The sequence below is a fragment of the Actinoplanes sp. NPDC051405 genome (genome assembly GCF_055586185.1).
This window is the reverse complement of the sequence record NZ_JBVJIR010000002.1, coordinates 540,572-562,435: the sequence shown is the minus strand read 5'-3', so window position 1 is coordinate 562,435 and position 21,864 is coordinate 540,572. Positions and strand designations below refer to the sequence as shown.

The 21,864-nt window shown below is 71.6% G+C and carries 27 protein-coding genes; 18 read left to right on the top strand and 9 right to left on the bottom strand.

Features of this window, described 5'->3' with window-relative positions:
* Positions 1-40: 40 nt before the first annotated feature.
* Complete coding sequence (locus tag ACZ6S4_RS07045; protein WP_465474009.1) at positions 41-1,627, bottom strand: methyl-accepting chemotaxis protein; 1,587 nt, start codon at positions 1,625-1,627, stop codon at positions 41-43.
* A gap of 29 nt (positions 1,628-1,656) precedes the next feature.
* Positions 1,657-2,730: a multiple monosaccharide ABC transporter substrate-binding protein gene (gene chvE, locus ACZ6S4_RS07040; RefSeq protein WP_465474008.1), complete on the bottom strand. Its 1,074-nt coding sequence runs from the start codon at positions 2,728-2,730 to the stop codon at positions 1,657-1,659.
* Positions 2,731-2,883: 153 nt separating this feature from the next.
* Between chvE and ACZ6S4_RS07035 the strand changes: the two genes are divergently transcribed.
* The 5 genes from ACZ6S4_RS07035 (at position 2,884) to ACZ6S4_RS07015 (ending at position 5,491) form a co-directional block, all read left to right on the top strand.
* Positions 2,884-3,279 (top strand): YbaB/EbfC family nucleoid-associated protein, encoded by a 396-nt coding sequence (locus tag ACZ6S4_RS07035; RefSeq protein WP_465474007.1) that lies wholly within the window; start codon positions 2,884-2,886, stop codon positions 3,277-3,279.
* The gene (locus ACZ6S4_RS07030) at positions 3,276-3,596 is read left to right on the top strand and encodes a type VII secretion target (protein ID WP_465474006.1); all 321 of its coding nucleotides are present in this window, start codon (positions 3,276-3,278) and stop codon (positions 3,594-3,596) included. The genes ACZ6S4_RS07035 and ACZ6S4_RS07030 overlap by 4 nt, the downstream gene beginning before the upstream one ends.
* Positions 3,593-4,294: a hypothetical protein gene (locus ACZ6S4_RS07025; RefSeq protein ID WP_465474005.1), complete on the top strand. Its 702-nt coding sequence runs from the start codon at positions 3,593-3,595 to the stop codon at positions 4,292-4,294. The genes ACZ6S4_RS07030 and ACZ6S4_RS07025 overlap by 4 nt, the downstream gene beginning before the upstream one ends.
* Before the next feature lie 139 nt (positions 4,295-4,433).
* Complete coding sequence (locus ACZ6S4_RS07020) at positions 4,434-4,982, top strand: CdiA C-terminal domain-containing protein (RefSeq protein WP_465474004.1); 549 nt, start codon at positions 4,434-4,436, stop codon at positions 4,980-4,982.
* Between the two features lie 11 nt (positions 4,983-4,993).
* Positions 4,994-5,491 carry a SitI3 family protein gene (locus ACZ6S4_RS07015; RefSeq protein ID WP_465474003.1) on the top strand — a complete coding sequence of 166 codons (498 nt, stop codon included), beginning with the start codon at positions 4,994-4,996 and terminating at the stop codon, positions 5,489-5,491.
* Here ACZ6S4_RS07015 and ACZ6S4_RS07010 read toward each other — a convergent pair.
* The gene (locus tag ACZ6S4_RS07010) at positions 5,448-6,347 is read right to left on the bottom strand and encodes a pyridoxamine 5'-phosphate oxidase family protein (protein ID WP_465474002.1); all 900 of its coding nucleotides are present in this window, start codon (positions 6,345-6,347) and stop codon (positions 5,448-5,450) included. The two genes, ACZ6S4_RS07015 and ACZ6S4_RS07010, sit on opposite strands and share 44 nt — an antisense overlap.
* A gap of 230 nt (positions 6,348-6,577) precedes the next feature.
* On the opposite strand from ACZ6S4_RS07010, the gene ACZ6S4_RS07005 reads away from it, so the two are divergent.
* From ACZ6S4_RS07005 to ACZ6S4_RS06995, 3 genes are all read left to right on the top strand, one after another.
* The gene (locus ACZ6S4_RS07005) at positions 6,578-8,287 is read left to right on the top strand and encodes a substrate-binding domain-containing protein (protein WP_465474001.1); all 1,710 of its coding nucleotides are present in this window, start codon (positions 6,578-6,580) and stop codon (positions 8,285-8,287) included.
* Between the two features lie 107 nt (positions 8,288-8,394).
* Positions 8,395-9,183 carry a S1 family peptidase gene (locus ACZ6S4_RS07000; RefSeq protein WP_465474000.1) on the top strand — a complete coding sequence of 263 codons (789 nt, stop codon included), beginning with the start codon at positions 8,395-8,397 and terminating at the stop codon, positions 9,181-9,183.
* A 130-nt stretch (positions 9,184-9,313) separates the two neighbouring features.
* Positions 9,314-9,571: a hypothetical protein gene (locus ACZ6S4_RS06995; RefSeq protein WP_465473999.1), complete on the top strand. Its 258-nt coding sequence runs from the start codon at positions 9,314-9,316 to the stop codon at positions 9,569-9,571.
* A gap of 9 nt (positions 9,572-9,580) precedes the next feature.
* On the opposite strand, the gene ACZ6S4_RS06990 is transcribed toward ACZ6S4_RS06995, so the two are convergent.
* Both ACZ6S4_RS06990 and ACZ6S4_RS06985 read right to left on the bottom strand, forming a co-directional pair.
* A complete protein-coding gene (locus tag ACZ6S4_RS06990) occupies positions 9,581-10,345 on the bottom strand; it encodes a class I SAM-dependent methyltransferase (RefSeq protein ID WP_465473998.1) in 765 nt (254 codons plus the stop codon).
* Between the two features lie 14 nt (positions 10,346-10,359).
* A complete protein-coding gene (locus tag ACZ6S4_RS06985) occupies positions 10,360-11,271 on the bottom strand; it encodes a DMT family transporter (protein WP_465473997.1) in 912 nt (303 codons plus the stop codon).
* 83 nt (positions 11,272-11,354) lie between these two features.
* Between ACZ6S4_RS06985 and ACZ6S4_RS06980 the strand changes: the two genes are divergently transcribed.
* From ACZ6S4_RS06980 to ACZ6S4_RS06965, 4 genes are all read left to right on the top strand, one after another.
* Positions 11,355-12,251, top strand: coding sequence for a LysR family transcriptional regulator (locus ACZ6S4_RS06980; protein WP_465473996.1), 897 nt, complete (start codon positions 11,355-11,357; stop codon positions 12,249-12,251).
* Between the two features lie 183 nt (positions 12,252-12,434).
* The gene (locus ACZ6S4_RS06975) at positions 12,435-12,599 is read left to right on the top strand and encodes a hypothetical protein (RefSeq protein WP_465473995.1); all 165 of its coding nucleotides are present in this window, start codon (positions 12,435-12,437) and stop codon (positions 12,597-12,599) included.
* Positions 12,600-12,797: 198 nt separating this feature from the next.
* On the top strand, positions 12,798-13,802 hold the full coding sequence (locus tag ACZ6S4_RS06970; RefSeq protein ID WP_465473994.1) for a pectate lyase family protein: 1,005 nt from the start codon (positions 12,798-12,800) through the stop codon (positions 13,800-13,802).
* 72 nt (positions 13,803-13,874) lie between these two features.
* Positions 13,875-14,885 (top strand): pectinesterase family protein, encoded by a 1,011-nt coding sequence (locus tag ACZ6S4_RS06965; protein ID WP_465473993.1) that lies wholly within the window; start codon positions 13,875-13,877, stop codon positions 14,883-14,885.
* Positions 14,886-15,167: 282 nt separating this feature from the next.
* Here ACZ6S4_RS06965 and ACZ6S4_RS06960 read toward each other — a convergent pair whose 3' ends face one another.
* The gene (locus ACZ6S4_RS06960; protein ID WP_465473992.1) at positions 15,168-16,247 is read right to left on the bottom strand and encodes a lytic polysaccharide monooxygenase auxiliary activity family 9 protein; all 1,080 of its coding nucleotides are present in this window, start codon (positions 16,245-16,247) and stop codon (positions 15,168-15,170) included.
* Between the two features lie 259 nt (positions 16,248-16,506).
* Between ACZ6S4_RS06960 and ACZ6S4_RS06955 the strand changes: the two genes are divergently transcribed.
* The 3 genes from ACZ6S4_RS06955 to ACZ6S4_RS06945 are packed head-to-tail and all read left to right on the top strand — an operon-like array spanning position 16,507 to position 18,421.
* Positions 16,507-17,190 carry a DUF2064 domain-containing protein gene (locus ACZ6S4_RS06955; protein ID WP_465473991.1) on the top strand — a complete coding sequence of 228 codons (684 nt, stop codon included), beginning with the start codon at positions 16,507-16,509 and terminating at the stop codon, positions 17,188-17,190.
* A gap of 30 nt (positions 17,191-17,220) precedes the next feature.
* On the top strand, positions 17,221-18,102 hold the full coding sequence (locus ACZ6S4_RS06950) for an LLM class F420-dependent oxidoreductase (protein ID WP_465473990.1): 882 nt from the start codon (positions 17,221-17,223) through the stop codon (positions 18,100-18,102).
* 49 nt (positions 18,103-18,151) lie between these two features.
* Positions 18,152-18,421: an SCO0607 family lipoprotein gene (locus tag ACZ6S4_RS06945; protein ID WP_465473989.1), complete on the top strand. Its 270-nt coding sequence runs from the start codon at positions 18,152-18,154 to the stop codon at positions 18,419-18,421.
* Between the two features lie 12 nt (positions 18,422-18,433).
* Here ACZ6S4_RS06945 and ACZ6S4_RS06940 read toward each other — a convergent pair whose 3' ends face one another.
* Positions 18,434-18,874, bottom strand: a complete 441-nt coding sequence (locus ACZ6S4_RS06940) for an SDR family oxidoreductase (protein WP_465473988.1) — start codon at positions 18,872-18,874, stop codon at positions 18,434-18,436.
* Positions 18,840-19,220 (bottom strand): SDR family oxidoreductase, encoded by a 381-nt coding sequence (locus ACZ6S4_RS06935; RefSeq protein WP_465473987.1) that lies wholly within the window; start codon positions 19,218-19,220, stop codon positions 18,840-18,842. Before ACZ6S4_RS06935 ends, ACZ6S4_RS06940 begins: the two co-directional genes overlap by 35 nt.
* Between ACZ6S4_RS06935 and ACZ6S4_RS06930 the strand changes: the two genes are divergently transcribed.
* Both ACZ6S4_RS06930 and ACZ6S4_RS06925 read left to right on the top strand, forming a co-directional pair.
* Positions 19,219-19,872: a sigma factor-like helix-turn-helix DNA-binding protein gene (locus ACZ6S4_RS06930; protein WP_465473986.1), complete on the top strand. Its 654-nt coding sequence runs from the start codon at positions 19,219-19,221 to the stop codon at positions 19,870-19,872. The two genes, ACZ6S4_RS06935 and ACZ6S4_RS06930, sit on opposite strands and share 2 nt — an antisense overlap.
* Positions 19,869-20,375, top strand: coding sequence for a GNAT family N-acetyltransferase (locus ACZ6S4_RS06925; RefSeq protein ID WP_465473985.1), 507 nt, complete (start codon positions 19,869-19,871; stop codon positions 20,373-20,375). Before ACZ6S4_RS06930 ends, ACZ6S4_RS06925 begins: the two co-directional genes overlap by 4 nt.
* Here ACZ6S4_RS06925 and ACZ6S4_RS06920 read toward each other — a convergent pair.
* Positions 20,357-21,271 carry a cupin domain-containing protein gene (locus ACZ6S4_RS06920; RefSeq protein WP_465473984.1) on the bottom strand — a complete coding sequence of 305 codons (915 nt, stop codon included), beginning with the start codon at positions 21,269-21,271 and terminating at the stop codon, positions 20,357-20,359. The two genes, ACZ6S4_RS06925 and ACZ6S4_RS06920, sit on opposite strands and share 19 nt — an antisense overlap.
* Before the next feature lie 84 nt (positions 21,272-21,355).
* Between ACZ6S4_RS06920 and ACZ6S4_RS06915 the strand changes: the two genes are divergently transcribed.
* Positions 21,356-21,859: a VOC family protein gene (locus tag ACZ6S4_RS06915; protein WP_465473983.1), complete on the top strand. Its 504-nt coding sequence runs from the start codon at positions 21,356-21,358 to the stop codon at positions 21,857-21,859.
* Positions 21,860-21,864 lie beyond the last annotated feature (5 nt).

The following is a 21,864-nucleotide window of genomic DNA, read 5'->3' as shown; positions in this document are numbered from 1 at the left end:
GCTTCGCGCTGGACGCCCTCGGCCCGCAGGCTGCTGCCGGTCAGTACTTGAAGTGGCTGACCAGGGACTGCAGATGGTGGGCCATGCTGCTGAGCTCGACGACGGCCTGCCGGGACTGCCCGATGCCCTCGGTGCTGACCTGGGTGGCGTCGGCCAGCCCGGTGATGTTCGTGGCGATGTCACCCGCACCGGCGGCCGCGGCCGCGACACTGCGGCTCATCTCCTCGGTGGTCGCGGTCTGCTCCTCGACCGCGCTGGCGATCGTGGCCTGGTAGTCGTTGATCTCCGCGATGACCGAGCTGATCTCGCCGATCGCGGTCACCGCGCCGGTGGTGTCCGTCTGGATGGCCTGGACCCGGCGGGAGATGTCCTCGGTCGCGCGGGCCGTCTCCTGGGCCAGGTCCTTGACCTCGGAGGCGACCACGGCGAAGCCCTTGCCCATCTCCCCGGCCCGGGCGGCCTCGATGGTGGCGTTCAGCGCGAGCAGGTTGGTCTGCTCGGCGATCGCCGTGATGACCTTGATGACGTTGCCGATCTCGGCCGAGGACTCGCCCAGCTTGCCGACCTGGGCGGTGGTGGCCTCCGCGACGGATACGGCCTTGCCGGCCACCTCGGCCGCGGCGGTGGCGTTCTGCGCGATCTCGCGGATCGACTGGCCCATCTCCTGGGTGCCCTTGGCGACGCTCGACACGTTCTCGGAGACGCCGGCCGCGGCCCGGGACACCGTGTGCGCCTGGCCGGCCGACCGTTCGGCCGAGTTGGCGATGGTGGTCGAGGTCGCGGACATCTCCTCGGCGGCCGCGGCGACCGAGTCGGCGGAACCGGCGACCGACGAGACCACCCGGCGCATGTTGGCCTGGGCCTGGTCCAGGGCCTGGGCCATCTGCCCGACCTCGTCCTTGCCGGTGACGTCCGCGCCGACGGTGAGGTCGCCGTCGGCCATGGCGCGCAGCGCGGTCCGGACCCGCTGCAACGGCTGGGTGATCGACTGCACCACCACGTACGCGAGCAGGCAGACGACCAGCGCGGCCAGCGCGACCGCGATCCACAGGATGCGCTCGGCCCGTTCCCGGCTCGCGGCGGCGGACCGCTGCGAACGGTCGACGGTGTCGAGGAACAGCGCCCGCTCGTTGGCCAGCACGGCGCTGATCAGGTAGTTGTCGACCCCGATCTGCTCCCAGGAGAGGCGGGCGGCACCCTGGTCGACCCCGGCGCCGGCCACGAAGCGGGTCAACGTGGCGGTGTAGTCGGCGGCGACCGTCTTGATGCGTTCCACGGCGGCGGCCAGCCCACCGGGCAGTGACACCGCCTCCAGCTTGGTCACCAGCGCGTTCGTGGCATCGACCTGCTCCTTGAGCAGTGCGGCCTGGGCCTTGGCGTCGGCCCGGATGACCGACTGCAGGCCGTTGACCTTGAGCTCGCTGGCCGCCCGGTCGAGCTGCAGCACCAGGGCGCTGGCCGTGGTCAGCGTCTCCAGCCGGTCGGCGGTCCGCTCGGCGTTGCGGTCGTTGACCACCGTCACCACCAGGCAGCCGGCCAGGGCCACCAGGCTCGCGGCGACCAGCACGGTCAGCTTGACCCGGACGGAAAGATCCAGGAACCACCGGGTGGCGGGAACGCGGGTCATCGACGACTCTCCTCGCGGGTGCGGCGGCATCAGGCGGTGACCTCGGCGGCGGTGTAGTAACCGCTGTCGACCAGGACGCGCCGGTAGTTGGACTTGTCGACGTTGACCGGCTGCAGCAGGAACGTGGGGATGACCTTGACCCCGTTGTTGTACTGCTCGGTGTCGTTGACCTCCGGGCGCCCGCCGGTGAGCAGCGAGTTGGTCATCTGCACCGTTACCTTGGCCAGCTCCCGGGTGTCCTTGTAGACAGTCTCGGTCTGCTTGCCGGTGGCGATCAGCTTCACGGAGTCGAGCTCGGCGTCCTGCCCCGTGATGACCGGCACCTTCTTCGCGCCGCCGTACCCCGCGGCCCCGAGCGCGTCGAGAATGCCCCGGCTCAGCCCGTCGTACGGCGAGAGCACGGCATCGACCCGCGCGGACCGGTAGTGCTCGCCGAGCAGCCGGGCCATCCGCTTCTTGGCGACCGCACCGTCCCAGCGCAGCGTGGCGACCTTGGCGAAAGCAGTCTCGCCGCTGCGCACCACCAGCCGGCCGGAGTCGATCTGTGGTCGCAGCACACTCATGGCGCCGTTGAAGAAGAACGTGGCGTTGTTGTCGTCCGCGGACCCGGCGAACAGCTCGACGTTGAACGGCCCCTTGCCCTTGAGCCCGTCGAGGATCGCGGTGCCCTGCAGCACCCCGACCTTGAAGTTGTCGAAGGTCGCGTAGTAGCTGAGGTCGGCGCTGTCCCGGATCAGCCGGTCGTAGGCGATCACCGGGATCTTCGCGGCCGCGGCCCGCCCGAGCACATCCTTGAGCGCGGTGCCGTCGATGGCGGCGATGACCAGTGCCTTGTCACCCCGCGCGACCATCGCCTCCAGCTGGGCGACCTGGGCCTTGACGTCGTCGTCGGCGTACTGCACGTCGGGCCGGTAGCCGAGCAGCGTGAACTGGCGCGCGAGGTTGTCCCCGTCGGCGATCCACCGCTCACTCTTCTTGGTCGGCATGGCGATACCGACACTGCCCCGGTCCGGCGCGGCGGCGATGTCGTCCCCGTCGTCCCCTCCGCACCCGGAAACCGCCAGCACCAGCAGCACGGCGACGAGCGCCCGTCTCCCCAGCATCAACCGGCCCTCTCGGTGCGACAAATCAGTCCGACGCGAAACACGAGAAGCCTATGCCCGGCAATCCCCCGATAAGTGGTATTTCCCGGAAACGCCGACGTGGCACCGGATCGCTACCGTGACCCATCGACACGGGTCGACACGGGGGTGGCCATGAACGCCGAAGCGTGGGACAACGATCCCATCCTGGAACCGGGTGCGGCCCTGGACCGGCTGGCAGCCTGGAAGGACCGGATCGACCAGCTCGCCACGGACACCAGGGCGATGAGCGCGCAGCTCGACCGGCTCCGGGTCACCGCCACCGACGACAGCGGGACGGTCGAGGTGACCGTCGACGCCCAGGGTGCGCTGGTGGATCTGCGGCTGAACCGGGGGATCCAGCAGCTGGAGCCGGAACGGGTCGCCGAAGCGATCATGACCACGGTCCGGCAGGCCAAGGGCCGGATCGCCGGCCGGGCCCAGGAGATCGTCGCGGAAACCATCGGCACGGAATCGCCGGCCGCCCGGGCGATCGCCGCCCAGATCGGCGAACGGCTGAGCACGCCGTGACCGACGAGCTCACCGTCGACGCGGCCCAGCTCCGCCGGCACATCGCCCACCTCGAAGCGGTGCGGTCCCGGTTCGAGGCGGTCAGGTCCGCCAGCGCCGCTATCGCCCAGGACGGCGCGGCCTACGGCCTGCTCTGCGGCTGGCTGCCGCCGGTGCTGGAAGGACGCCACCAGCGGCAGGACGGCCTGGTCGCGTACGTGGCGGAGAACCTCGCGCTGGCCGCCGACGCGCTCGCCGAGGTCGCCGCGGCCTACGAGGACACCGACGCGTCCGCCGCTGAGACGGTCCGCAAGGCCGCCGAACGGCCGGGACGATGAGCGACCACTCGCTGATCGCCGATGTGTCCTCGACCCGTCAGCCGTGGACCGGGATGTCGCTGGCGGAGAACGTCGAAGGCCTGGTCGCCGCGATCCGCAGCGACGGCTGGGTCGACGACCTGCTGGCCGGCGCGGCGTTCGGGACCGAGGTGGTGGCCACCGCGATCGACCCGTTCAGCGCGCTGCTCGCCACCGGCCTGGGCTGGGCGATGGAATACTTCGAGCCGCTGCAGGACATGCTCGACCAGCTCGCCGGCATGCCGGACGTGGTCGCCGCGCACGCCGCCACCTGGGACAACATCGCGGCCGAGCTCAGCGACACGGCGGCGGAGCTCAGCTCGTACCTCAAGGGCGACCTGCCCGACTGGAACGGCCGGGCCGCCACCGCGTACGCGGGCATGATGGGCCACAACGTGGCCGCCATCGGCGGACTGAGCGCGGTGGCCGCCGCGATGGCGGCGGCGACCGAAGCTGCCGGCAACCTGGTCCGCCTCACCCGCGACATCGTCCGGGACCTGATCGCCGATCTGGTGGCCCGGGTCATCGTGTGGGCGGCCGAAGCCATCTTCGTGGTGACCATCCCGGTGATCGCCGCCCAGATCACCGCCGCGGTGGTCAAATGGGCCGGCCGCATCCTCAGCTACACGACGGCGCTGGTGACCAGCCTGACCAACCTGACCCGCCTGGTGCAGGGGTAGGCGGGACGGCGTGGCGCGCGGGGGAAGGAACGGGGACGGCGATGACGGTTCGCCGCCGGGTGGGCGGCCGGGGCGTCGGCATGGGGGCGGGAACGAGAGCATCGCCGCGGCTCAGGAGACGGTCTCGGCGGAGGCGCAGTTGGGCCGCCCGAGCGGCGGCACCGGTCGGGGCCCGGGATCGGGAACGGGGCCGCGCGATCCGATCACGTCCCCGTCCGGCAGCCCGGGTGGCACCCCGCAGGGAGAGCCGACGCGCATCCGGCCGAACGAGGACGACGAAGTGCGCCGTTCCTTGGAACGGGAGAACTCGGGCGCCGTGATCCTGGCCGACCGGGGCCACCAGATCCAGCAGAATCCCACTGCCGACGAGGTGGCCCGGGCCCGGCAGGACACCGGCGACTCGGGCCGGCTCACGTCGAAACCCGATTACCTGCTCGAGGGCCGCGTCTTCGACTGCTACTCGCCGTCGCAGCACAAGGGCGTGCGCGGAATCTGGAGCGAGGTCGAGACGAAGATCAAGGATGAGCAGACACAGCGCGTGGTGGTGAACCTGGAAGACTGGCGGGGCAACGTCGCCGACCTCCGGCGGCAGTTCCAGGACTGGCCGATCGAGAACCTCAAAGAGGTCAAGGTCATCACGCCCGAGGGAGACATTGTCCAGATCACCCCGAACCCGGAAGACGGCTGAGAGCGTGAAACATGGCGACTGAATACCGGCTGACCCTGGCCGGGACCACGCCCCCGGTGCTGATCGCGCAGCGGGCGCTGCCCGGGCAGGACGAGCGGCCGACCGGAACGCCGCAGTTGCTGGCGGCGGACCTCTCTGAGCGGTACGGGTTCGAGGTCACCGTCCGGGCCGGGCAGAACGGCTACTTCGACGCCGAAACGGACACCGGCATGTGGGAGTGGGAGCCCGCCGCGTACGTCGCGGTGACGTTCCGCCTGGACAAGGACGCCGACCCCGACCGCGCGGTGGGCGCCATGATGCTGATCGTCCGGCGGCTGCTGCAGACCGGCCCGGAGGACGCGGCCTTCGTCCTGAACGGCAACTGGCTGCTGATGTCCCGCTTCGGTGGCGTGCTGGTCAAGCACCGCCGCGACAAGTGGTGGAAGACCTACGCGGCGGCCGAGGATCTGATCGAGGAGCGCGGATCTAGCGCTTACCGGCCAGCTTCCGATAGTCGGCCCACGGGATGACCGGCCGCGCCAATCCACGCCGGTCCAGGTAGCGCTTGGTCGCGGCCCGGCAGCTCTGCACCGTCCGCACCATGTCACGCGGCCCCCGCCCGACCGGCTCGATCACCCTCTCCGGTGCCAGTACCCACCCCACCCCGGTACGCGCCAATCGCCCCCGGACCACAGCATTGTGCAGCCCAGCCAGCTTCTCGTCGTGCCGGTGCACCAGCAGGCTCGCCGGCCCCGCCGTCGCCCCCGCGTCCTCGTCCAGCGCCACCCCGTACCCGTCCGCCGTGCTGGTGATCGTGGTTCGGCGCAGCACCGGCGCCCCCTCGCTGTCCGTCGCGGCCAGCACCGCGGTGCCGTACCCCTTCAGCGCGTGAGCGCCCAGCAGCGGGCCGTCGGTGATGCCCGGCCCGGCCGCCGGGCGGGGTGCCGTCGTGATCTGCGTCGGTGTCACCGTGATCAGCAGCCGCATGAAGTACCAGTCGGTGAACCGGCGGGCCGCCACGTTCAAATAGGCGCGCGCTCCCGGCTGCCGTTCGAACAGCAACTCCCACAGCCGGCCGAGTTCGCCCTCCGGGACCGTGTGGATCTTTTCCGGGCAGGTTGCCGTGCCGCGGATCAGGATCTGCGGCGGGTCCGTCAGGCCGCTGCCGGTCGGGTCCGAGAGCAGCAGCGCCACCCGGCCGTCGCGGCGTACGTTCAGTGCCTTCTGCGGGAAGGCCAGTGACGTGGTCACCAGCAGGGTGCCGTCGTCGCCGCGCAGGACGGCGGTGGGCCAGGCGATCGGGGTGCCGCCGGGGGTCAGGGTGGCGAACTCGGCCGTCCGGTACGCGTCGACGGTGCGGGCCAGGGCGTGGTCGCTGCGCAACATGGCGGTGATCGTACTGATCGTGTCCACTCGTCCCGTTGCTTCCGTGAACGCCCCTCTAAAAGCCGCATATGCCGCGCGCCCCGCGTTTTCCGGACCGCCTTGCCCCCTTAAACGGATTGTCTCGGCCATATCCGTGCCATCCAGGCCTAGCGGCAGAAGGTGTTCTTGTCGATGATGGCTACGTGACAGGCCGCCATCGACGACGTTTGCGACTCCGCGCGGGTACAGCCGTGCTCACCATCCTGGCTGTGGTGGCGGTGGTGGCGGGCGCGCGGATCGCCGTGGGCCAGTTCGGGGGCGGGGAGTGCAGCGGTCAGGTGCGGTTGTCCGTGTCCGCCGCGCCGGAGATCGCCGCCGCCGTGCAGCAGTCCGCGGCGAGCTGGGTCGCCGGTCAGGCTGACGTCGAGGGGACCTGTGTGGTCGTCGACGTCCGCGCCGCGGATCCGGCCGATGTCGCCGCCGTGATCGGCGCGCAGCAGAAGGTCTCGCTCACCGGTGCCGGGGCGCCGCGGGCCGGCGTGACCCCGCCGGACGTCTGGATCGCCGACTCGCGCACCTGGTTGCAGCGGCTGCGTGCGGCCGCGCCGCGGTTCGCCTTCACCGAGGAGGGCTCGCTCGCGATGAGCCCCGTGGTCATGGCGATGCCGGAGCCGGTCGCCAAGGGCCTCGGCTGGCCGGGCAAGAAGCTCAGCTACGCCGATCTGGTCGGGCAGATCACCACCAGTACCAACTTCCGGGCCGGCACGGTCGACCCGGCCCGGGACGCCGCCGCGCTGTCCGGCCTGCTCGTGCTGAGCAGCACCGCGACGACGCTGGACCAGCGCCGCCCGGGCACCTCCAACGGCCTGCTCCGCGCGCTGGCGACCGACACCTCGGTGCTGCGTGACGACCTGATGGCCCAGCTGCCCCAGGGCGACGACGAGGGTTCGCTGGCCGGTGGGCTGGGACTGGCTGCCATGTCGGAGAGTGACGTCGTCACGTACAACGCCGGTAAGCCGCCGGTCGACCTGACCGCGCTGTATCTCGAACCGGCGGCGGCGCCGCTGGACTATCCGTTCACGGTCATGCCGGAGCTGGACCAGTCCCGGGCCGAGGCCGCGCACCAGCTCTACGAGACCCTGAGCAAGAGCTCCGGCTTCCGCGACGCTCTCGCCGTGGCGGGCCTGCGCCTGCCGGACGGCAGCACCCCGGGCGGTTTCGTCAGCCCGGACGGCGCGCCCAAGCGGATCGGCCCGTCCCCGGCGCCCGGCAGCGGTGAGGCCGCGGCGTCGACCATCGACGGCGCGACCATCGACCGCGCGCTGGCCGGCTGGTCGGCCGTGGTGGCGCCGGCCCGGATACTGGCCATCGTGGATGCCTCGGACAGCATGCGTACCCCGGTGCCCACCGCCCGCAACGCCAGCCGGATGCAGGTGACCCTCGCGGCCGCCCGCGGCGGCCTGGGTCTGTTCAGCGACGACTGGCAGGTCGGGCTCTGGCTGTTCGCCGCCGGTGCGGGCCCCGGCAACCACCGTGAGCTGGAGCCGATCGGACCGCTGACCGACAACCGCGACGACGTCGCCGCGGCGCTGAGTGGCATCAAGCCCGCCGGCGGCGACGCCGGGCTCTACCGCACGATCCTCGACGGCTACCGCGAGGTGCAGAACGGCTGGCAGGCCGGCCGGGTCAACTCCGTGCTGGTGATGACCGACGGCGCCGACCCGGGGCAGAAGGCCGGCGACATCAAGCTCGAGCAGTTGCTCACCCAGCTGGACGAGGCGAAGAGTGCGGACAAGCCGGTCCAGGTCATCGTGGTCGGGGTCGGCGACGCGGTGGACGAGGCGCCGCTGGAGCGGATCACCCAGGTGACCGGCGGGGGTGTCTTCGTCGCCGAGGACCCGGCCCAGATCGGCGCGGTCTTTCTCCAGGCCCTCTCGCTGCGCACCGCCACCACCCGCTGAGTCGACTTTGCACGGACGCACCGGCGGGCCCGGTGCGGACGGGCGCTGTCGGACATCCGTACGCGTGCGGGGTTCACCCGGCGGGAGCCGGCCGCTAGGTTGGCCGGATGCGACGGACGAGATCGATCTTTGTCGGTGCCCTGCTCGCTCCCGTGGCCGCGCTGAGCCTGCTGCTGAGCACCGGCGGCGCCGCGACCGCGATCGCCAACGGCGAGCCTGTGCCGGACGGCAAGTACCGGTTCTCGGTCAAGCTGACCATGACCGGCATCCCCACCGCGAGCGGCGGACGTCGCAACAGCGCCTGCTCCGGTGCCCTCATCGCGCCGCAATGGGTGATCACCGCCGGGCACTGCTTCCGGGACGCCAACAACGTGCGGGTCAACTACCCGGTCGCCGACCTGACCACCGCGACGGTGGGCCGCACGGACCTGACCGGCACCGGCGGCCATGAGCTCAAGGTCGTCGCGGTGATCCAGTCACCGACCGCGGACGTCTCGCTGGCCCGGCTGGAGAAGCCGGTCCGCGACGTGCGGCCGCTGCGCATCGGGCACCGGGCCCCGGAGATCGGCGCCGTCGTCCGGGTCACCGGCTACGGCTCCACCACGAGCGTGAGCCCGGCGCCGGTGACCCGGCTCCGGACCGGGCAGATGACGGTGGTCTCGCTGAGCGATTCGGTGACCGGCCTGCAGGGGTACGCCCCCCAGCCCGACACCACACCGTGCCCGTACGACTCCGGGGCCCCGTTCTTCCTGGAGCGTGGCAAGGCCCGCCCGGTGCTGGTCTCGGTGGTCAGCAACGGCCCGAGCTGCCCGCACACCGCGGTGGAGAACAGCGCCCGGACCGACAACATCGCCGGCTGGATCCGCGCGAGCATCCGCTCGGGCGGCGCCTCCTGACGACGTCCCGCGCGGCGGGGTGGATCGGGCGCCGGCGCCGCGAGGTTCTGCGATACCGTTTGGCGGTCGGCCGCCGCGTCGCCCGGGTCGGTGCCGATCCACGCGGCCGCCGTCAGCTCAGGGAGTCACGATGTCCGAGTCGAACGCCGATTCAGCCTTCAGTCCTGCAAAGGGTGGCGGCGGGGTGGTCGGACGGGAGGAAGCCACCACCGGCGAGTCCGCCGAGCAGGAGCCCGAGGTGGAGGTCTTCGCCAACCGGGCCGAGCGCCGGGCCAAGGGCAAGAAGGGCTCCGGCGGCGGTGGCGAGGTCTTCAGCAAGGGTCAGCAGCCGGTCGGCCGCGGCTCGGTGCAGAGCCCCCGCCAGTACGGCAACCGCCGCAGCGGCTGATCCGCCCCGTCACGCCACGGCGGTGACCGTGGCGTCCGCACCACCGCGCCAGAGCAGTCCGGCCTCGGTGAAGCCCGCCGTCCGCAGCGCCGTCAGGTGCCAGCCGGCCGGCGGGGTCCATTCCGAACTGCCGTGCGCGGTGGGATAGACCTTCTCCCGTTCGGCGTGCAGCGGGGCCAGCCGCGGGTCGGCTGCCACACGCAGCCACCAGTCCCGCCAGGACAGCGCCGCACCGGTCGCATAGCGGACCTCGCGGCGGCTGTCCGCCCTGGTGAGCAGCTGCTTCGTCAGCTCCGGCAGCCCTTCGTCGGGCATGTGGTCGGCGTTGGCGAAGATGCCGCCGGCGCGCAGCACGTCGTGCACCTCGGCGTAGAGCACGGTCAGCCGGTCCGGCGTGAGCCAGTGCAGCGCCGTCGCGGTGAGCACAGCGTCGTAGTGCCGATGCGGCAGTGCCTCGGTCCAGGACGGCTGATTGAGATCCGCGGCGATGATCTGGGCCTGGCCGTCGAGGGATGCCTCGGCCAGGGCCAGCAGCACGGGGTCCTGATCCACCACGGTGACCCGCGCCTGCGGGAAGCGGGCGAGGGTGCGCAGCGCGATCGTGCCCGTGCCGCCGGCCAGGTCGAGGACCTCGGGCCGGCCGTGCGGGGTCACCGCCTCGACGGCGTCGAGCATCACCGTGATCCGGTGTTCCCGGTCCGGCAGGTACGCCTCCTGCTGCCGGTCCCAGCTCTCCTGCCACGCGTCCGCCACCTCGGTGAGGTAATGAGTCATGCCCGTCACGCTACTTACCGAGGAGCCCTCGGTCCAGACTTGTTGCCAAGAATGTGCAACAGTGCCGACTGTGGCAGCCGGGTCACCGCGACCCCGGCCAGGCACAGCGCTCCGCCGAGGAACGCCAGCGGGGCGGGCACCTCGCCGAGGAACAGCCAGGACAGCAGCACCGCGATGCCCGGGACCAGGTAGGACGACGAGCTCAGCCCGCCCGCGCTCATCCGGTTGAGCGCGTACGCCCAGGTCGCGAAGGCGATCGCGGTGGGGAACAGGCCGAGATAGACGACGCCGAGCGTGGCGTTGCGCGGCGCGTCCCCGAGCTGGGTGAGCAGGTCTCCGGCGAACGGCAGACAGGCCACGGTGCCCGCCAGGCAGCCGAGCCAGGTCGCGGTGAACGGGTCCACGTCGCGCAGGGACTGCTTCTGCAGCAGGACTCCGACGGCGTACAGGGCAGCGGCGCCGAGAGCCGGCAGGACGCCGATCGCGTCGTGCCGGCCGGTCGAGGTGGCGACGGCGATCGTGACGACGCCGGAGAAGGCGATCACCAGGCCGGTGACCAGGCCGCGGGGGAAGCCCTCCTTGAGGTAGACGCCGGCCAGCACGGCGATCAGGATCGGGCCGACGTTGACCACCAGGGCCGTCGTGCCGGCGTCGAGGTGGTGCTCGGCCGCGTTCAGCACCACCGCGTACAGGCCGAACCACAGCACGCCGTACCCGATGACCAGCAGCAGCGGACGCCCGCGGGGGAGGCGCCGGGGCCGCATCGCGGCGACCAGGCTCAGCGCCGCGGAGCCGGCGGCGAGCCGGCCCAGCGCCATCGCGCCCGGAGTGTAGTGACCGCCGACGGAACGGATGACGATGAAGGCCGAGGCCCAGAGGATCATCGTGACGGCGGTGGCGAGCAGAGGCAGGCTGGGAGTGCGCATCACCCCAATCTGGCCGGGCCACCCGATTAAGCACAAGCAAGTGTTCCTACCGCACCGTTAAGCTCTGCTGTACGGTGACCACCATGCTGGACCTGCACCGACTGCGCATCTTCCGGGCCGTGGTGGCGAGCGGCTCGGTCAACGCCGCCGCGGCGAATCTCGGCTACACCCCGTCGGCGGTGAGTCAGCACGTCACCGCCCTGCAGCGGGAGACCGGCCTGGTCCTGCTGGCCCGCAGCGGCCGGGGGATCGAGCCCACCTCGGTCGGACTCGCGCTGGCCGAGCAGATCGACGGGGCGCTGAGCCGGCTCGGCGACGTCGAGGCCTTCGTGGCCGATCTGCGCGACGGGCGCACCGGCTCGCTGTCCGTGGCCTACTTCCCGTCGGTCGGTGCCGCCTGGCTGCCCGCCGTGGCCCGTACGCTGCTGCGCCGCTTCCCGGACATCCGGCTCGATCTGGAGCTGCGCGACGACTTCGCCGCCGGGGCCGCCAAGCGCGTCGACATCCAGCTGCTGGTGGCGCCGCCGGACTTCGCGGGCAGCCGGGACACCCGCGTGCATCACCTGCTGGACGACCCGTACGTGGTGGTCGTGCCGCCGGGGCACCCACTGGCCGGCGCCGAGGCGGTGGAGCTGGCGCGGCTGGCGGGGGAGCGCTGGATCGACAACGACTTCGCCCGCGGCTGGTGCCGGGAGAACCTCATCGACGCCTGCCGGTCGGCCGGTTTCACCCCGCCGTTCCGGGTGGAGGCGCACGACTATCCGACCGCGCTGGCCTTCGTCGCGGCCGGCATCGGCGTCACGGTGCTGCCGCGCCTCGGCGCCGCCAACCTGCCGGCCGGCCTGGTCGCGGTGCCGGTCACCGCGCCGGCGGTACGACGCTCGATCCACGCCGTGGTCCAGACGTCGGTCGAGTCGACCCCGGCGGCGCAATGCGTGCTCGAGGAGTTGCGCCGCTGCGCCCGCTCGGCGGCGGACTGACCTCATCTGCCGGAAACAGCCGGGACACCTTGACGGCGCAGTTTGTTACCGTTCACACTGCGACACGGCATCGATTGATGTCATTGTCTGATCAGGGAGGTCCCATGCCCGGGAATCCGTTCGGCGATCTTCCTGGCGACCAGCACCACCGAGGCGTCCGGGTCGTGGACGAACCAGGGCCTGATGATCGAGGCCAGCAGCGGCAACGACCACAACGCGATCGACAGTGACGTGCTGGTCTGTCACTACTACGCGGACAACGGCGCGTCCCGGCTCGGCGGGCCGGCCGTACGTGTACTGAGCCGAATGTCTGCAAACAACCTGCAAACACCTATGCCTTCACATTGACGTTCGTCTGTGTTGTTCTGGTACAGGTAAGCGCTTGCTTCGGGCAAAGCGGGCGCGGGAGCCAGTATCAGCTGCAGCAGTGTGAGGCCCCGGCGATCCGGCCGGCGGCCCGCTCGTGCCGTTCCGGACGGCACCTCATCCGTTCCTCACTCGCCGCGATCCATCGCGCGGCACCTCACCGAGCGTCAAGGAGAAACCATGCGCAGCAACGTGCGCCAGCTCGTGCTCGGCTCAACCGCCGGCGCAGCCGCTCTCGCCCTCGTCACCGCCGGTATCACCATGACCGGCGCCGCCTCCGCCGCGGAGAACACCGCGGCCACCGCCCCGCCGAGCACCCTGGCCGCCATCACCGACCTGGTCGGCTGGGCCACCCAGAACGGCGGCACCACCGGCGGTGGCAGCGCCGCGACCACCACGGTGACCAGCGCCTCGGCGCTGACCACGGCGCTGGGCTCCAGCTCGGCCGCGGTCATCCGCGTCTCCGGGACGATCTCGTGCTCCGGCATGCTGCGGGTGCGGTCCAACAAGACCATCATCGGCAACGCCGGCGCCACGATCGCGGGCTGCGGCCTGAACATCAACGGCGATCGCAACGTGATCATCCGCAACATCACGTTCCGGGACTGGGACGACGACGCGATCAACGTGCAGACCTCGGCCACCAACATCTGGGTCGACCACAACACCTTCACCAACGGCTACGACGGTGCGGTCGACATCAAGCGCGGCTCCGACTTCGTCACGGTGTCGTGGAACCGGGTCCACAACCACGACAAGTCGATGCTGCTGGGCCACAGCGACGACAACGCCTCGCAGGACACCGGCCACCTGCGGGTGACCTACCACCACAACTGGTTCGACGCGTCGACCCAGCGGCACCCCCGGGTGCGCTTCGGCAACCCGGTGCACGTCTACAACAACTACTACCGCAACAACAGCGGCTACGGCGTGGCCTCGACCGAGGGTGCCGGCGTGCTGGTCGAGAACAACTCCTTCGAGGGTGTCTCGGACCCGTTCCACCTGGGTGAGGGCGACTCCGGTCCGGGCACGCTGGTCGCCCGGGGCAACCTGCTCGTCTCGTCGGGCTCCGGCCAGACCGGCGGCAGCGTCAAGGCCATCCCGTACGGCTACACGGCCGACGCCGCCAGCAGTGTGAAGTCCATCGTGACCGGCAACGCCGGCGCGGGTCGCATCTCGCTCTGACCCGGTGCGTGCCCGGCCTCCCGCTTCCGGGGAGGCCGGGCACTCCGGTGTCCACCCCCGACAGGAGCTCCCATGATCCCTCGCAAGCTGCTCGCGACCGGCCTGGCCGGGCTGGCCACGCTGACCGGCACCCTGGCCGGCGTCATGAGTGCGCAGGCCGCTCTGGCGATCACCGTGGCGGCCGACGGCTCCGGCACGGTGCGCACTGTGCAGGCCGCCGTCGACCTGGTCCCGGCCGGCAACTCGAGCACCGCCACGATCACCATCAAGAAGGGCACCTACGCCGGCCGGGTGGTGGTGCCGTCGAACAAGCCGAACATCGTCTTCACCGGTGCCACGGGCGTCGCCACCGATGTCGTCATCACGGCCAGCCGGCCGCAGAACACCGACGGGACCGAGGGCAGCGCCACGGTGCTGCTCGGGGCCAAGGACATCGAGATGCGCCACCTGACGGTCCGCAACGACTACAACGAGAGTGCCAACGGTGCCTCCCAGGCACTGGCGCTCTACGTCAAGGCCGACCGGGCGAAGTTCCGCAACCTGCGGCTGATCGGTGATCAGGACACCCTGCTGGTGCACGGCGCGGTGCGGGCGTACTTCTTCAAGAGCTATGTCGAGGGTGACGTCGATTTCATCTACGGCAGCGGCACTTCGGTCTTCGACAACTGCGAGATCTTCTCGTCGACGCGCAATCAGTCGAACAACGGCTATGTGACCGCCTCGGCGACGCCGGGTGCGCGTACCTACGGCATATTGATCGTCAATTCCCGGCTGACGAGTGACGCGGCCGCCGGCACGGTGTATCTCGGCCGGCCCTGGCATCCCGGTGGTGACACCTCGGCCGATCCGCAGGTGCTGATCCGGAATTCGTCGCTGGGCGCGCACATCCGGACGGCCCAGCCGTGGACCGACATGAGCGGCTTCTCGTGGCGGGACGCGCGCCTGTCGGAGTACCGCAACACCGGCGCCGGCGCGACGGTGAACAGCAACCGGCCGCAGCTCAGTGACGCCGCCGCAGCGAACTACACGGCCCAGAAGTACCTGGCCGGAACCGACGGGTGGAACCCGGTGGTCACCGGCTGAGGACTGCGGCCGGACAAGCACGAGGGCCCGCGGCGGAAGGGACGCCGGCGCGGGCCTTCGTCGTGCGGAAAATAAGCGGGACAACGCGAAACGGGGGATGAGGAGGGCGCCTCATCCCCCGTCCAGTTTCGCTTTCGGACGGTTCATGTTCGGTGCGGGAGCCGGGCCAGTGAATGGTCTTGCCGGGTCACCTCCAGGGGGACGGGAGGATAGGGTTGGGAGCGCTCCCATCGATTACTGTAACTGTCTTCCGGGTCGGGTGGAAGAACCTTAAGGAATTGCTCAGACTGTGGCGCGACAAGTTGCCGCCGGGACGGCACTGGACCCCGAGGCGATGAATCCGAAGGTCGTACTCGCGCCGGCCGCCAATGCGCCGTTGTATCCGGCATTCGTGGCGGTCACCGTGCTGCCACTGGCCGAGACGGTGGCATTCCAACCCTGCTGGATCGTCTGGGCACCGGGGTACGCCAGCGTGACGGTCCAGCCCTTGACGGCCGCGGTGCCGGCGGTCACCTTGACCTCGCCCTGGTAGCCGCCCTGCCACGAGGAGCTCACGGCGTACGTGGCCGAGCAGGCACCGGTCGCCGGCGGGGCCGGGGTGGTGGGCGCCGCCGTGGCCGACGGGGAGACGGGCGGGGTGCTGGCCGGCGGGGTGGTCGGCGGCGGCGTGCTGGTGCCGCCGAAGGCCACGTCACTGCAGAAGTAGTACGACTGGTCCGCGTGGCTCGCCTGCCAGATGGTGTAGACCATGGCCCGCCCGGTGCGCCCGGACAGCGCCACCGGCAGGTCGATCTGCACGCCGCCGGTGACCGCGTTCCACCGGGCGGCCGGGGTGTTGCCGATCTGGCTGACCAGCTCCAGATCGGACCATTTCAGTGCGGTGGTGACCGGGTTGAAACCGGGCTTGGTGACGTACACCCGGATGTAGTCGGCGCCGTGGCTGGCGCCGTCGAGCAGCCGTACGTTGAAGTTGTTGCCGACCGAGGTGGGCGTCCAGTCACCGACGACGTCCAGCGAGTTGTAGCGGCCGCCCTGGGTGCGCCCGCCGCTGCACAGCTGACCGTCGGGGATGGCGGCCTGGTGGTTGCCGGCGACACCCTCGCGGAAGAGGCCGTTCCAGTTCCACATGGTGTTCGGGTCGGCCTGCCAGGCCTGCCAGCACATCGGGTCGGCGGTGGCCATGGCCGGGTCCTGGAACTTGCTGCCCCAGCGTTCGTAACAGCCGTAGTTGCGGGACGCCGGCCCGGTGACGTTGCCGTGCGCGGCGGCGGGCCCGGCCGGGAGGACGACCGCGGCCATGGTGGCCACGACGATCCCGACGAGACCGCTGATCAGGATGCGGATTCGTAGCGAAGAGGACATGAGGGCTCAGCACTCCGTGAGAAAAAGGCCCGGGGAAAAGGGCATGGGTCTTCAGGGGTACGGCGGGAGCTGCCCACGGCTCCCGCCCGCCACCGGCCCGGTGGGGTGCGGGCCCAGCCTCGCCGACCGATCGGGACGTGTCAATGCATCCCTTCGCTGAAGAAAGTTGGCCGAACGCGGCAACCTTCCCGGTCAGGTCCGCCACTGTGCAGATGGGCGCGGCGTCCGCTGCCGTCCAGGGCTGTCGAATGGATGGGTGATGACTCGACCTAGTGCGCCGTACGCCGGCCGGCCGTCCCGGCGGACCCGGGACACGTCGGTGGTCGGGCGGCGACCCGTCGGCGGCCGGGTCCACCCGTGCCGGCCGCGACGGCTCCCGGTGCCGCGGCAGTGCAGCGTGCAGGTGGTCTCCGATCTCTGCGGGCCCGCGTCCCGGCTGGACCGGCCCTGGACCGCGGTGCAGGCCGCGATGATCGCCGCCGCGGCCACCGCCGACACGATGCGGGCCGTGCGCGCGATGCCGGGCTGGCCGATCGAGATCGGACCGCTCGCCTACGCCTTCGCGCCCCGAGCCGATCAGCCCGGTACCGGGGCGCTGCTCGTGGCGCCCCAGGTGCCCCAGCTCAGCGTCGCTCTGCTGGCCGACGCCGCCGAGCTGCTGAGCGAGTTCGACGCGGTGCTCGGTCCCACCACCGCGGCCGGCTGGTGGGCGTTCGGGCTGCGCGAGCCCGCCCACGGCGCCGCCCTGCGGACCATGCCCGGCGCGCTGAGCAGCGCGGGCGCTTTGACGGTCGCGGCCCTGCGCCTCGGCCTGCGCGTCGCGATGCTGCCCACGCTGCGGGAGCTGGGCAGCGGCGCCGACGTGCCGGTGGTCGCCGGGCACTGCCCGGCCGGCAGCGAGTTCGCCGTGACCGTCGCCCACCTGAGCCGGGGACGCGGCTGAGCCGCCCTCAAGATCGGGTACGTTGCCGGTATGAGCGTGCGTTTCGGAGTGTTCGTCCCGCAGGGCTGGAAGATGGACCTGGTCGAGATCGCCGACCCGGTCGAGCAGTACGAGGCGATGACCGCGGTGGCCAAGGCGGCCGACGCCGGCCCGTGGGACTCGGTGTGGGTGTACGACCACTTCCACACCGTGCCCGAGCCGACCATCAACACGACGTTCGAGTGCTGGACGGTCACCTCGACGCTGGCCCGCGACACCAGCCGGATCAACATCGGCCAGATGGTCGGCTGCAACGGCTACCGCCAGCCCTCCCTCTACGCCAAGATCGCCTCCACCGTGGACGTGGCCAGCCACGGCCGGCTCTACGCCGGGCTCGGCGCCGGCTGGTACGAGCACGAGTGGAAGGCGTACGGCTACCCGTGGCGCGAGGTGCCGCAGCGGATGGGCGAGTTCCGCGAGGCCGTCGAGATCGTGCACAAGATGTGGACCGAGGAGCGGCCCGTCTTCACCGGCCGGCACTACTCGATCGACCAGCCGATCAACGAGCCCAAGGGGGTCCGCAAGCCGCACCCGTCGTTCTGGCTGGGCGGCGGTGGCGAGAAGGTCACGCTCAAGCTGGTCGCCCAGTACGCCGACGCCTGCAACGTGGGCGGCGGCGACCCGGAGCTCATCCGGCACAAGCTCGGCGTGCTGCGCGGGCACTGCGACGACCTGGGCCGCGACTACGATCGGATCATCAAGTCGACCGGCTTCGAGCTCAAGCTCGACGAGCCCGTCGCCGAGACGATCGGCCGGCTGGAACGGATCGCCGAGGCCGGCGCCGACTACGTGATCGTCTACGTGCCCCGGGTGGCGTACGACCACGAGCCGATGCTGCGTTTCGCGAGCGAGGTCATCGGTCAGTTCAGCTGAGTACGCGTACGGATTTCCCGGACGGCCGCAGCCGGAAAGACTGACGGGCATGCGGAAGACATTGACGGTCCTGATGCTCGCCACCACCCTGTCGGCCGGGGGCTGCACGTTCGCGGACGCGATCTGCGGCTCCGGCGACTATCCCGTCAAGGCTGTGGGCACGACCACCGGCCAGGACTGTGTGCCCGAGGGCCAGGAGCCGCCGGCGGGCTACGTGCGTTACCCGGAGGGCAAGGTGCCCGAGCACGTCGGCGACAAGTGGGACGAGTACTGGAGCAAGGTGGTGGTCGACGAGCGGGGCACCGTCGTGTCCGGCTGACGGCGCGCCCGCTCAGCGCACGGTGTCGGCCAGGAACTGCTCCCACGTGCGCAGGCCCACGGCCCGGTCCGGGGCGAGGTTGGCGCCGGCCCGGATCGCCCGGTACGCCCCGCCGACCGCCGGCACCGCCACGATGGGCCGGCGCCGGCCGGTCGCCCGCAGGTAACCGCGGACCAGGTCGGCCATCGGGTGGATCCGGGGCCCGGCCAGGTCCGGCACCAGCCCGGCCGGCTCGCCCAGGGCCAGCTCGACGAGCCGGGCCGCCACCTCACCGGCGTCCACCGGCTGGAAGCGGACGCCGGCCGGCACCGGGACCAGGGGGAGCCGGGCCAGTTGCCGGGCCGCCAGCAGGGTCAGGTCGTGGAACGGGGTCGCCCGCAGTGTGGTCCAGCGCAACCCCGAGCCGCCCACGACCTCCTCAGCCGCGCGCTTGGCCGCGAAGTAGCCGAACATCGCCCCCGGTCGGCCGCGCTGACCACCGGCACCCGGTCGGCCCGACGACCGAGATGAAGACCAGGTGCGGTGCGCCGGCCCGTCGCGCCGCGCGTACCAGGGTCCAGGCCTTCTGCTCGTCGCCCTTGGCGCTGCCCGCGCAGTGCAGGATCGTGGTGACCCCGTCCACGGCGGCGTCGACGCCCGCGCCGGTGGCCAGGTCGCCGAGGCGGTATTCGGTGCCCGCGGTGGTCTCCCGCGGGTGCCGGCTCAGTACCCGCACGGAGTGCCCGGCCTTGTGCAGCAGCGGCAGGACGAGGCGGCCCAGCGTGCCGGTGCCGCCGGTGAGCAGAATGGGCGCGGACATGGTTTCTCGCGACCCGGTCCTGAGCCGGGCCGACGTCGCCGACCCCGAGCACCAGGCGCTGCTGGCGGACGCGGTCGGGCTGGCGTTGCAGGTGGTGCTCGACACGCTGACCCCGGCCGAACGGCTCGCCTACGTCCTGCACGACATGTTCGCCGTGCCGTTCGAGGACGTGGCCACGATCATCGACCGGTCCCCGGCGGACACCAGGCAGCTCGCCAGCCGCGCCCGGCGCCGGCTGCGCGGTGAGGCCCCGGCGCCGGATCCGGACCCGGCCCGGCAGCGTCAGGTGGTGGACGCGTTCTTCGCCGCTTCCCGGGCCGGCGACTTCGAGGCGCTCGTCGCGGTCCTCGCTCCGGACGTGGTGCTGCGCTCCGACGCCGGTCCCACCCGTCCGCGGCTCAACGTGGTGCTGCGCGGCGCCTCGACCGTGGCGGGCCAGGCCTTCACCGCCCGCCGGCTCGCGCCGTTCGTGCGCCCGGCCCTGGTCAACGGCGCGGCCGGGGTGGTGGTCGTGGTGAACGGCCGGCTGTTCTCGGTCATGGCCTTCACCGTGGCGGCCGGCCGGGTGCTGGCGATCGATGTCCTGGGCGATCCCGACCGGCTGGCTAAGCTCGATCCGACCGCCCTCGACCTGCCACCGGAGCCGTCATGAAGCCACCGGACGCCACCGACCGCCTGGAGTTCCACCCGATGACTCCCGGCGACCTCGACGACATGGCCGCCCTGCTCGGCGACCCGGTCGTCATGCAGTACTACCCACAGGCCCGCGACCGCGACGGCGCCCGGGACTGGATCACCTGGAACCAGCGCCTCTACGGGACCGAGGGTTTCGGCATGTGGGTGGTCCGGCTGCGGGCCACCGGGGAGTTCGTCGGTGACTGCGGCCTGACGCCGCAGGAGATCGACGGCGTGACGGACGTCGAGGTCGGCTACCACGTGCGGGCGGAGCTGCAGGGCCACGGGTACGCGACCGAGGCGGCCGCCGCCTGTCACGCGTACGCCCGCGACGTGCTGGGGGTGCAGCGGCTGATCGCGATCATCCACCCCGGCAACGTGCCGTCCCAGCGCGTCGCGGAGAAGATCGGCCTCGCCTTCGAGCGCGACACGCTCTCCCGTGACGGTGACCCGGTCCGGGTCTACGCGACGGCGTTCTGACCCCGGCGGCGGTAGGCGCCCGGAGACATGCCGACCTCCCGCTTGAAGGCGGCGGCGAAGGCCACGTCCGAGCCGTAGCCGACCTGACCGGCGACCGCTGCCACAGTGGCCCGTTCGTCGCCCAGCAGTGTGCGGGCCCGTTGCATCCGCAGCGCCAGCAGGTACCGCATGGCGGGCCGGCCCACCCGCTCGGTGAACCGGGCCGCGAAGGCCGCGCGGGACAGCCCGGCCGTGGCAGCCAGCGAGGGCAGGGTCCACGGGTGCGCGAGGTCACTGTGGATGGCTTCCAGGGCCGCCGCGACGCACGGATCGCCCAGCCCGGCCAGCCACCCCTGCTGGCCGACGGTGCCGCTGTGGTGCCGCAGGGCCCGGATCAGCAGCGCGTCGGAGAGCCGGGCCATGACCAGCTCGCTGCCCGGCCCGCCGTCGAAGGCCTCGGCCTGCAACGCCTCCACGAGCGCCGCGACCCACGCCGGCGGGCGGCCGTCGCTGCCCGGCAGCTGGATGACGGCGGGCAGGCCGCGCAGCGCGGGGTGGTCCGGTTCGCCGATGACGAACGCCCCGCAGACCACGACGGTCCGCTCGCCCGTGCCGCCGAGCGTCAGCCGTGGCTCCGGGGAGCGGACGGCCACGTCGTAGCCGGAGACGGCCACGGTGGACGGCGCCGAGCGCAGCAGGTGGGAGTCACCGCGGGGCAGGATCACGACATCGCCGGCGGTCAGCCCTCGGACGGTGCCGTCCCGCAGCACCAGCTCGCACCGGCCCTCGGCGATGATGTGCACGCCGCGCAGGCCGGCCCGGTCGAAGTCCACGCTGAACGGGGTGCCGAGCTCCAGCCACCGGTACGCGGCGCTGGAGAACCGCAGCTCCCGCAGCACCGAACTGAGCAGATCCATCGACCCGGCCCCCTCGGACGAACACTGTGGTCCGGCGGACTTCCACACATGGATTGTCCGGCAAGGAGCTCCTAGCGTCGAGCCATGACTGTTACCACCGAACCGGCCCTGCGGGGCATCACCGGACTCGACCGGATCACCCAGGTGAAACTGCCCGTCACCGACCTGGCCCGCAGCGTCGCCTGGTACTGCCGGCTGCTCGACCTGCGGCTGTTCTCCGAGTTCGTGGAGGACGGCGTGCTGCGCGGCGCCGGGCTGATCGACCCGCGGGAGCGCTTCTGCATCGCGCTGCGGGACCGGACCGTCTGCGCCGGCACACCGAGCCTGGACGGCTTCGACGTGTTCGCGTTCACCCCGGCGACGCGGGCGGTCCTCGACGAGATCATCGCCCGGTGCGAGCGGTACGGCATCCGCCACGCCGAGCCGTACGACACCCCGGCGGGCACCATCCTGGACGTGCCCGACCCGGACGGCACGGTGCTGCGGTTCTACCACTTCACCGCCGGCACCACGGGCTTCACCGGGATCGAGTCCCGCGACGGGGCGATCGTCGGCTCCTACTCCCGGCCGCGGCTGCCGGCCGGCTGACAGCT

Coding starts and splice junctions, on each gene's coding strand:
- ACZ6S4_RS07045 (WP_465474009.1), bottom strand. CDS start 1,627: ATGACCCGCGTTCCCGCCACCCGGTGGTTCCTGGATCTTTCCGTCCGG.
- chvE (WP_465474008.1), bottom strand. CDS start 2,730: ATGCTGGGGAGACGGGCGCTCGTCGCCGTGCTGCTGGTGCTGGCGGTT.
- ACZ6S4_RS07035 (WP_465474007.1), top strand. CDS start 2,884: ATGAACGCCGAAGCGTGGGACAACGATCCCATCCTGGAACCGGGTGCG.
- ACZ6S4_RS07025 (WP_465474005.1), top strand. CDS start 3,593: ATGAGCGACCACTCGCTGATCGCCGATGTGTCCTCGACCCGTCAGCCG.
- ACZ6S4_RS07015 (WP_465474003.1), top strand. CDS start 4,994: ATGGCGACTGAATACCGGCTGACCCTGGCCGGGACCACGCCCCCGGTG.
- ACZ6S4_RS07010 (WP_465474002.1), bottom strand. CDS start 6,347: ATGTTGCGCAGCGACCACGCCCTGGCCCGCACCGTCGACGCGTACCGG.
- ACZ6S4_RS07000 (WP_465474000.1), top strand. CDS start 8,395: ATGCGACGGACGAGATCGATCTTTGTCGGTGCCCTGCTCGCTCCCGTG.
- ACZ6S4_RS06995 (WP_465473999.1), top strand. CDS start 9,314: ATGTCCGAGTCGAACGCCGATTCAGCCTTCAGTCCTGCAAAGGGTGGC.
- ACZ6S4_RS06990 (WP_465473998.1), bottom strand. CDS start 10,345: ATGACTCATTACCTCACCGAGGTGGCGGACGCGTGGCAGGAGAGCTGG.
- ACZ6S4_RS06985 (WP_465473997.1), bottom strand. CDS start 11,271: ATGCGCACTCCCAGCCTGCCTCTGCTCGCCACCGCCGTCACGATGATC.
- ACZ6S4_RS06980 (WP_465473996.1), top strand. CDS start 11,355: ATGCTGGACCTGCACCGACTGCGCATCTTCCGGGCCGTGGTGGCGAGC.
- ACZ6S4_RS06975 (WP_465473995.1), top strand. CDS start 12,435: ATGATCGAGGCCAGCAGCGGCAACGACCACAACGCGATCGACAGTGAC.
- ACZ6S4_RS06970 (WP_465473994.1), top strand. CDS start 12,798: ATGCGCAGCAACGTGCGCCAGCTCGTGCTCGGCTCAACCGCCGGCGCA.
- ACZ6S4_RS06965 (WP_465473993.1), top strand. CDS start 13,875: ATGATCCCTCGCAAGCTGCTCGCGACCGGCCTGGCCGGGCTGGCCACG.
- ACZ6S4_RS06960 (WP_465473992.1), bottom strand. CDS start 16,247: ATGTCCTCTTCGCTACGAATCCGCATCCTGATCAGCGGTCTCGTCGGG.
- ACZ6S4_RS06955 (WP_465473991.1), top strand. CDS start 16,507: ATGACTCGACCTAGTGCGCCGTACGCCGGCCGGCCGTCCCGGCGGACC.
- ACZ6S4_RS06950 (WP_465473990.1), top strand. CDS start 17,221: ATGAGCGTGCGTTTCGGAGTGTTCGTCCCGCAGGGCTGGAAGATGGAC.
- ACZ6S4_RS06945 (WP_465473989.1), top strand. CDS start 18,152: ATGCGGAAGACATTGACGGTCCTGATGCTCGCCACCACCCTGTCGGCC.
- ACZ6S4_RS06940 (WP_465473988.1), bottom strand. CDS start 18,874: ATGTTCGGCTACTTCGCGGCCAAGCGCGCGGCTGAGGAGGTCGTGGGC.
- ACZ6S4_RS06930 (WP_465473986.1), top strand. CDS start 19,219: ATGGTTTCTCGCGACCCGGTCCTGAGCCGGGCCGACGTCGCCGACCCC.
- ACZ6S4_RS06935 (WP_465473987.1), bottom strand. CDS start 19,220: ATGTCCGCGCCCATTCTGCTCACCGGCGGCACCGGCACGCTGGGCCGC.
- ACZ6S4_RS06925 (WP_465473985.1), top strand. CDS start 19,869: ATGAAGCCACCGGACGCCACCGACCGCCTGGAGTTCCACCCGATGACT.
- ACZ6S4_RS06920 (WP_465473984.1), bottom strand. CDS start 21,271: ATGGATCTGCTCAGTTCGGTGCTGCGGGAGCTGCGGTTCTCCAGCGCC.
- ACZ6S4_RS06915 (WP_465473983.1), top strand. CDS start 21,356: ATGACTGTTACCACCGAACCGGCCCTGCGGGGCATCACCGGACTCGAC.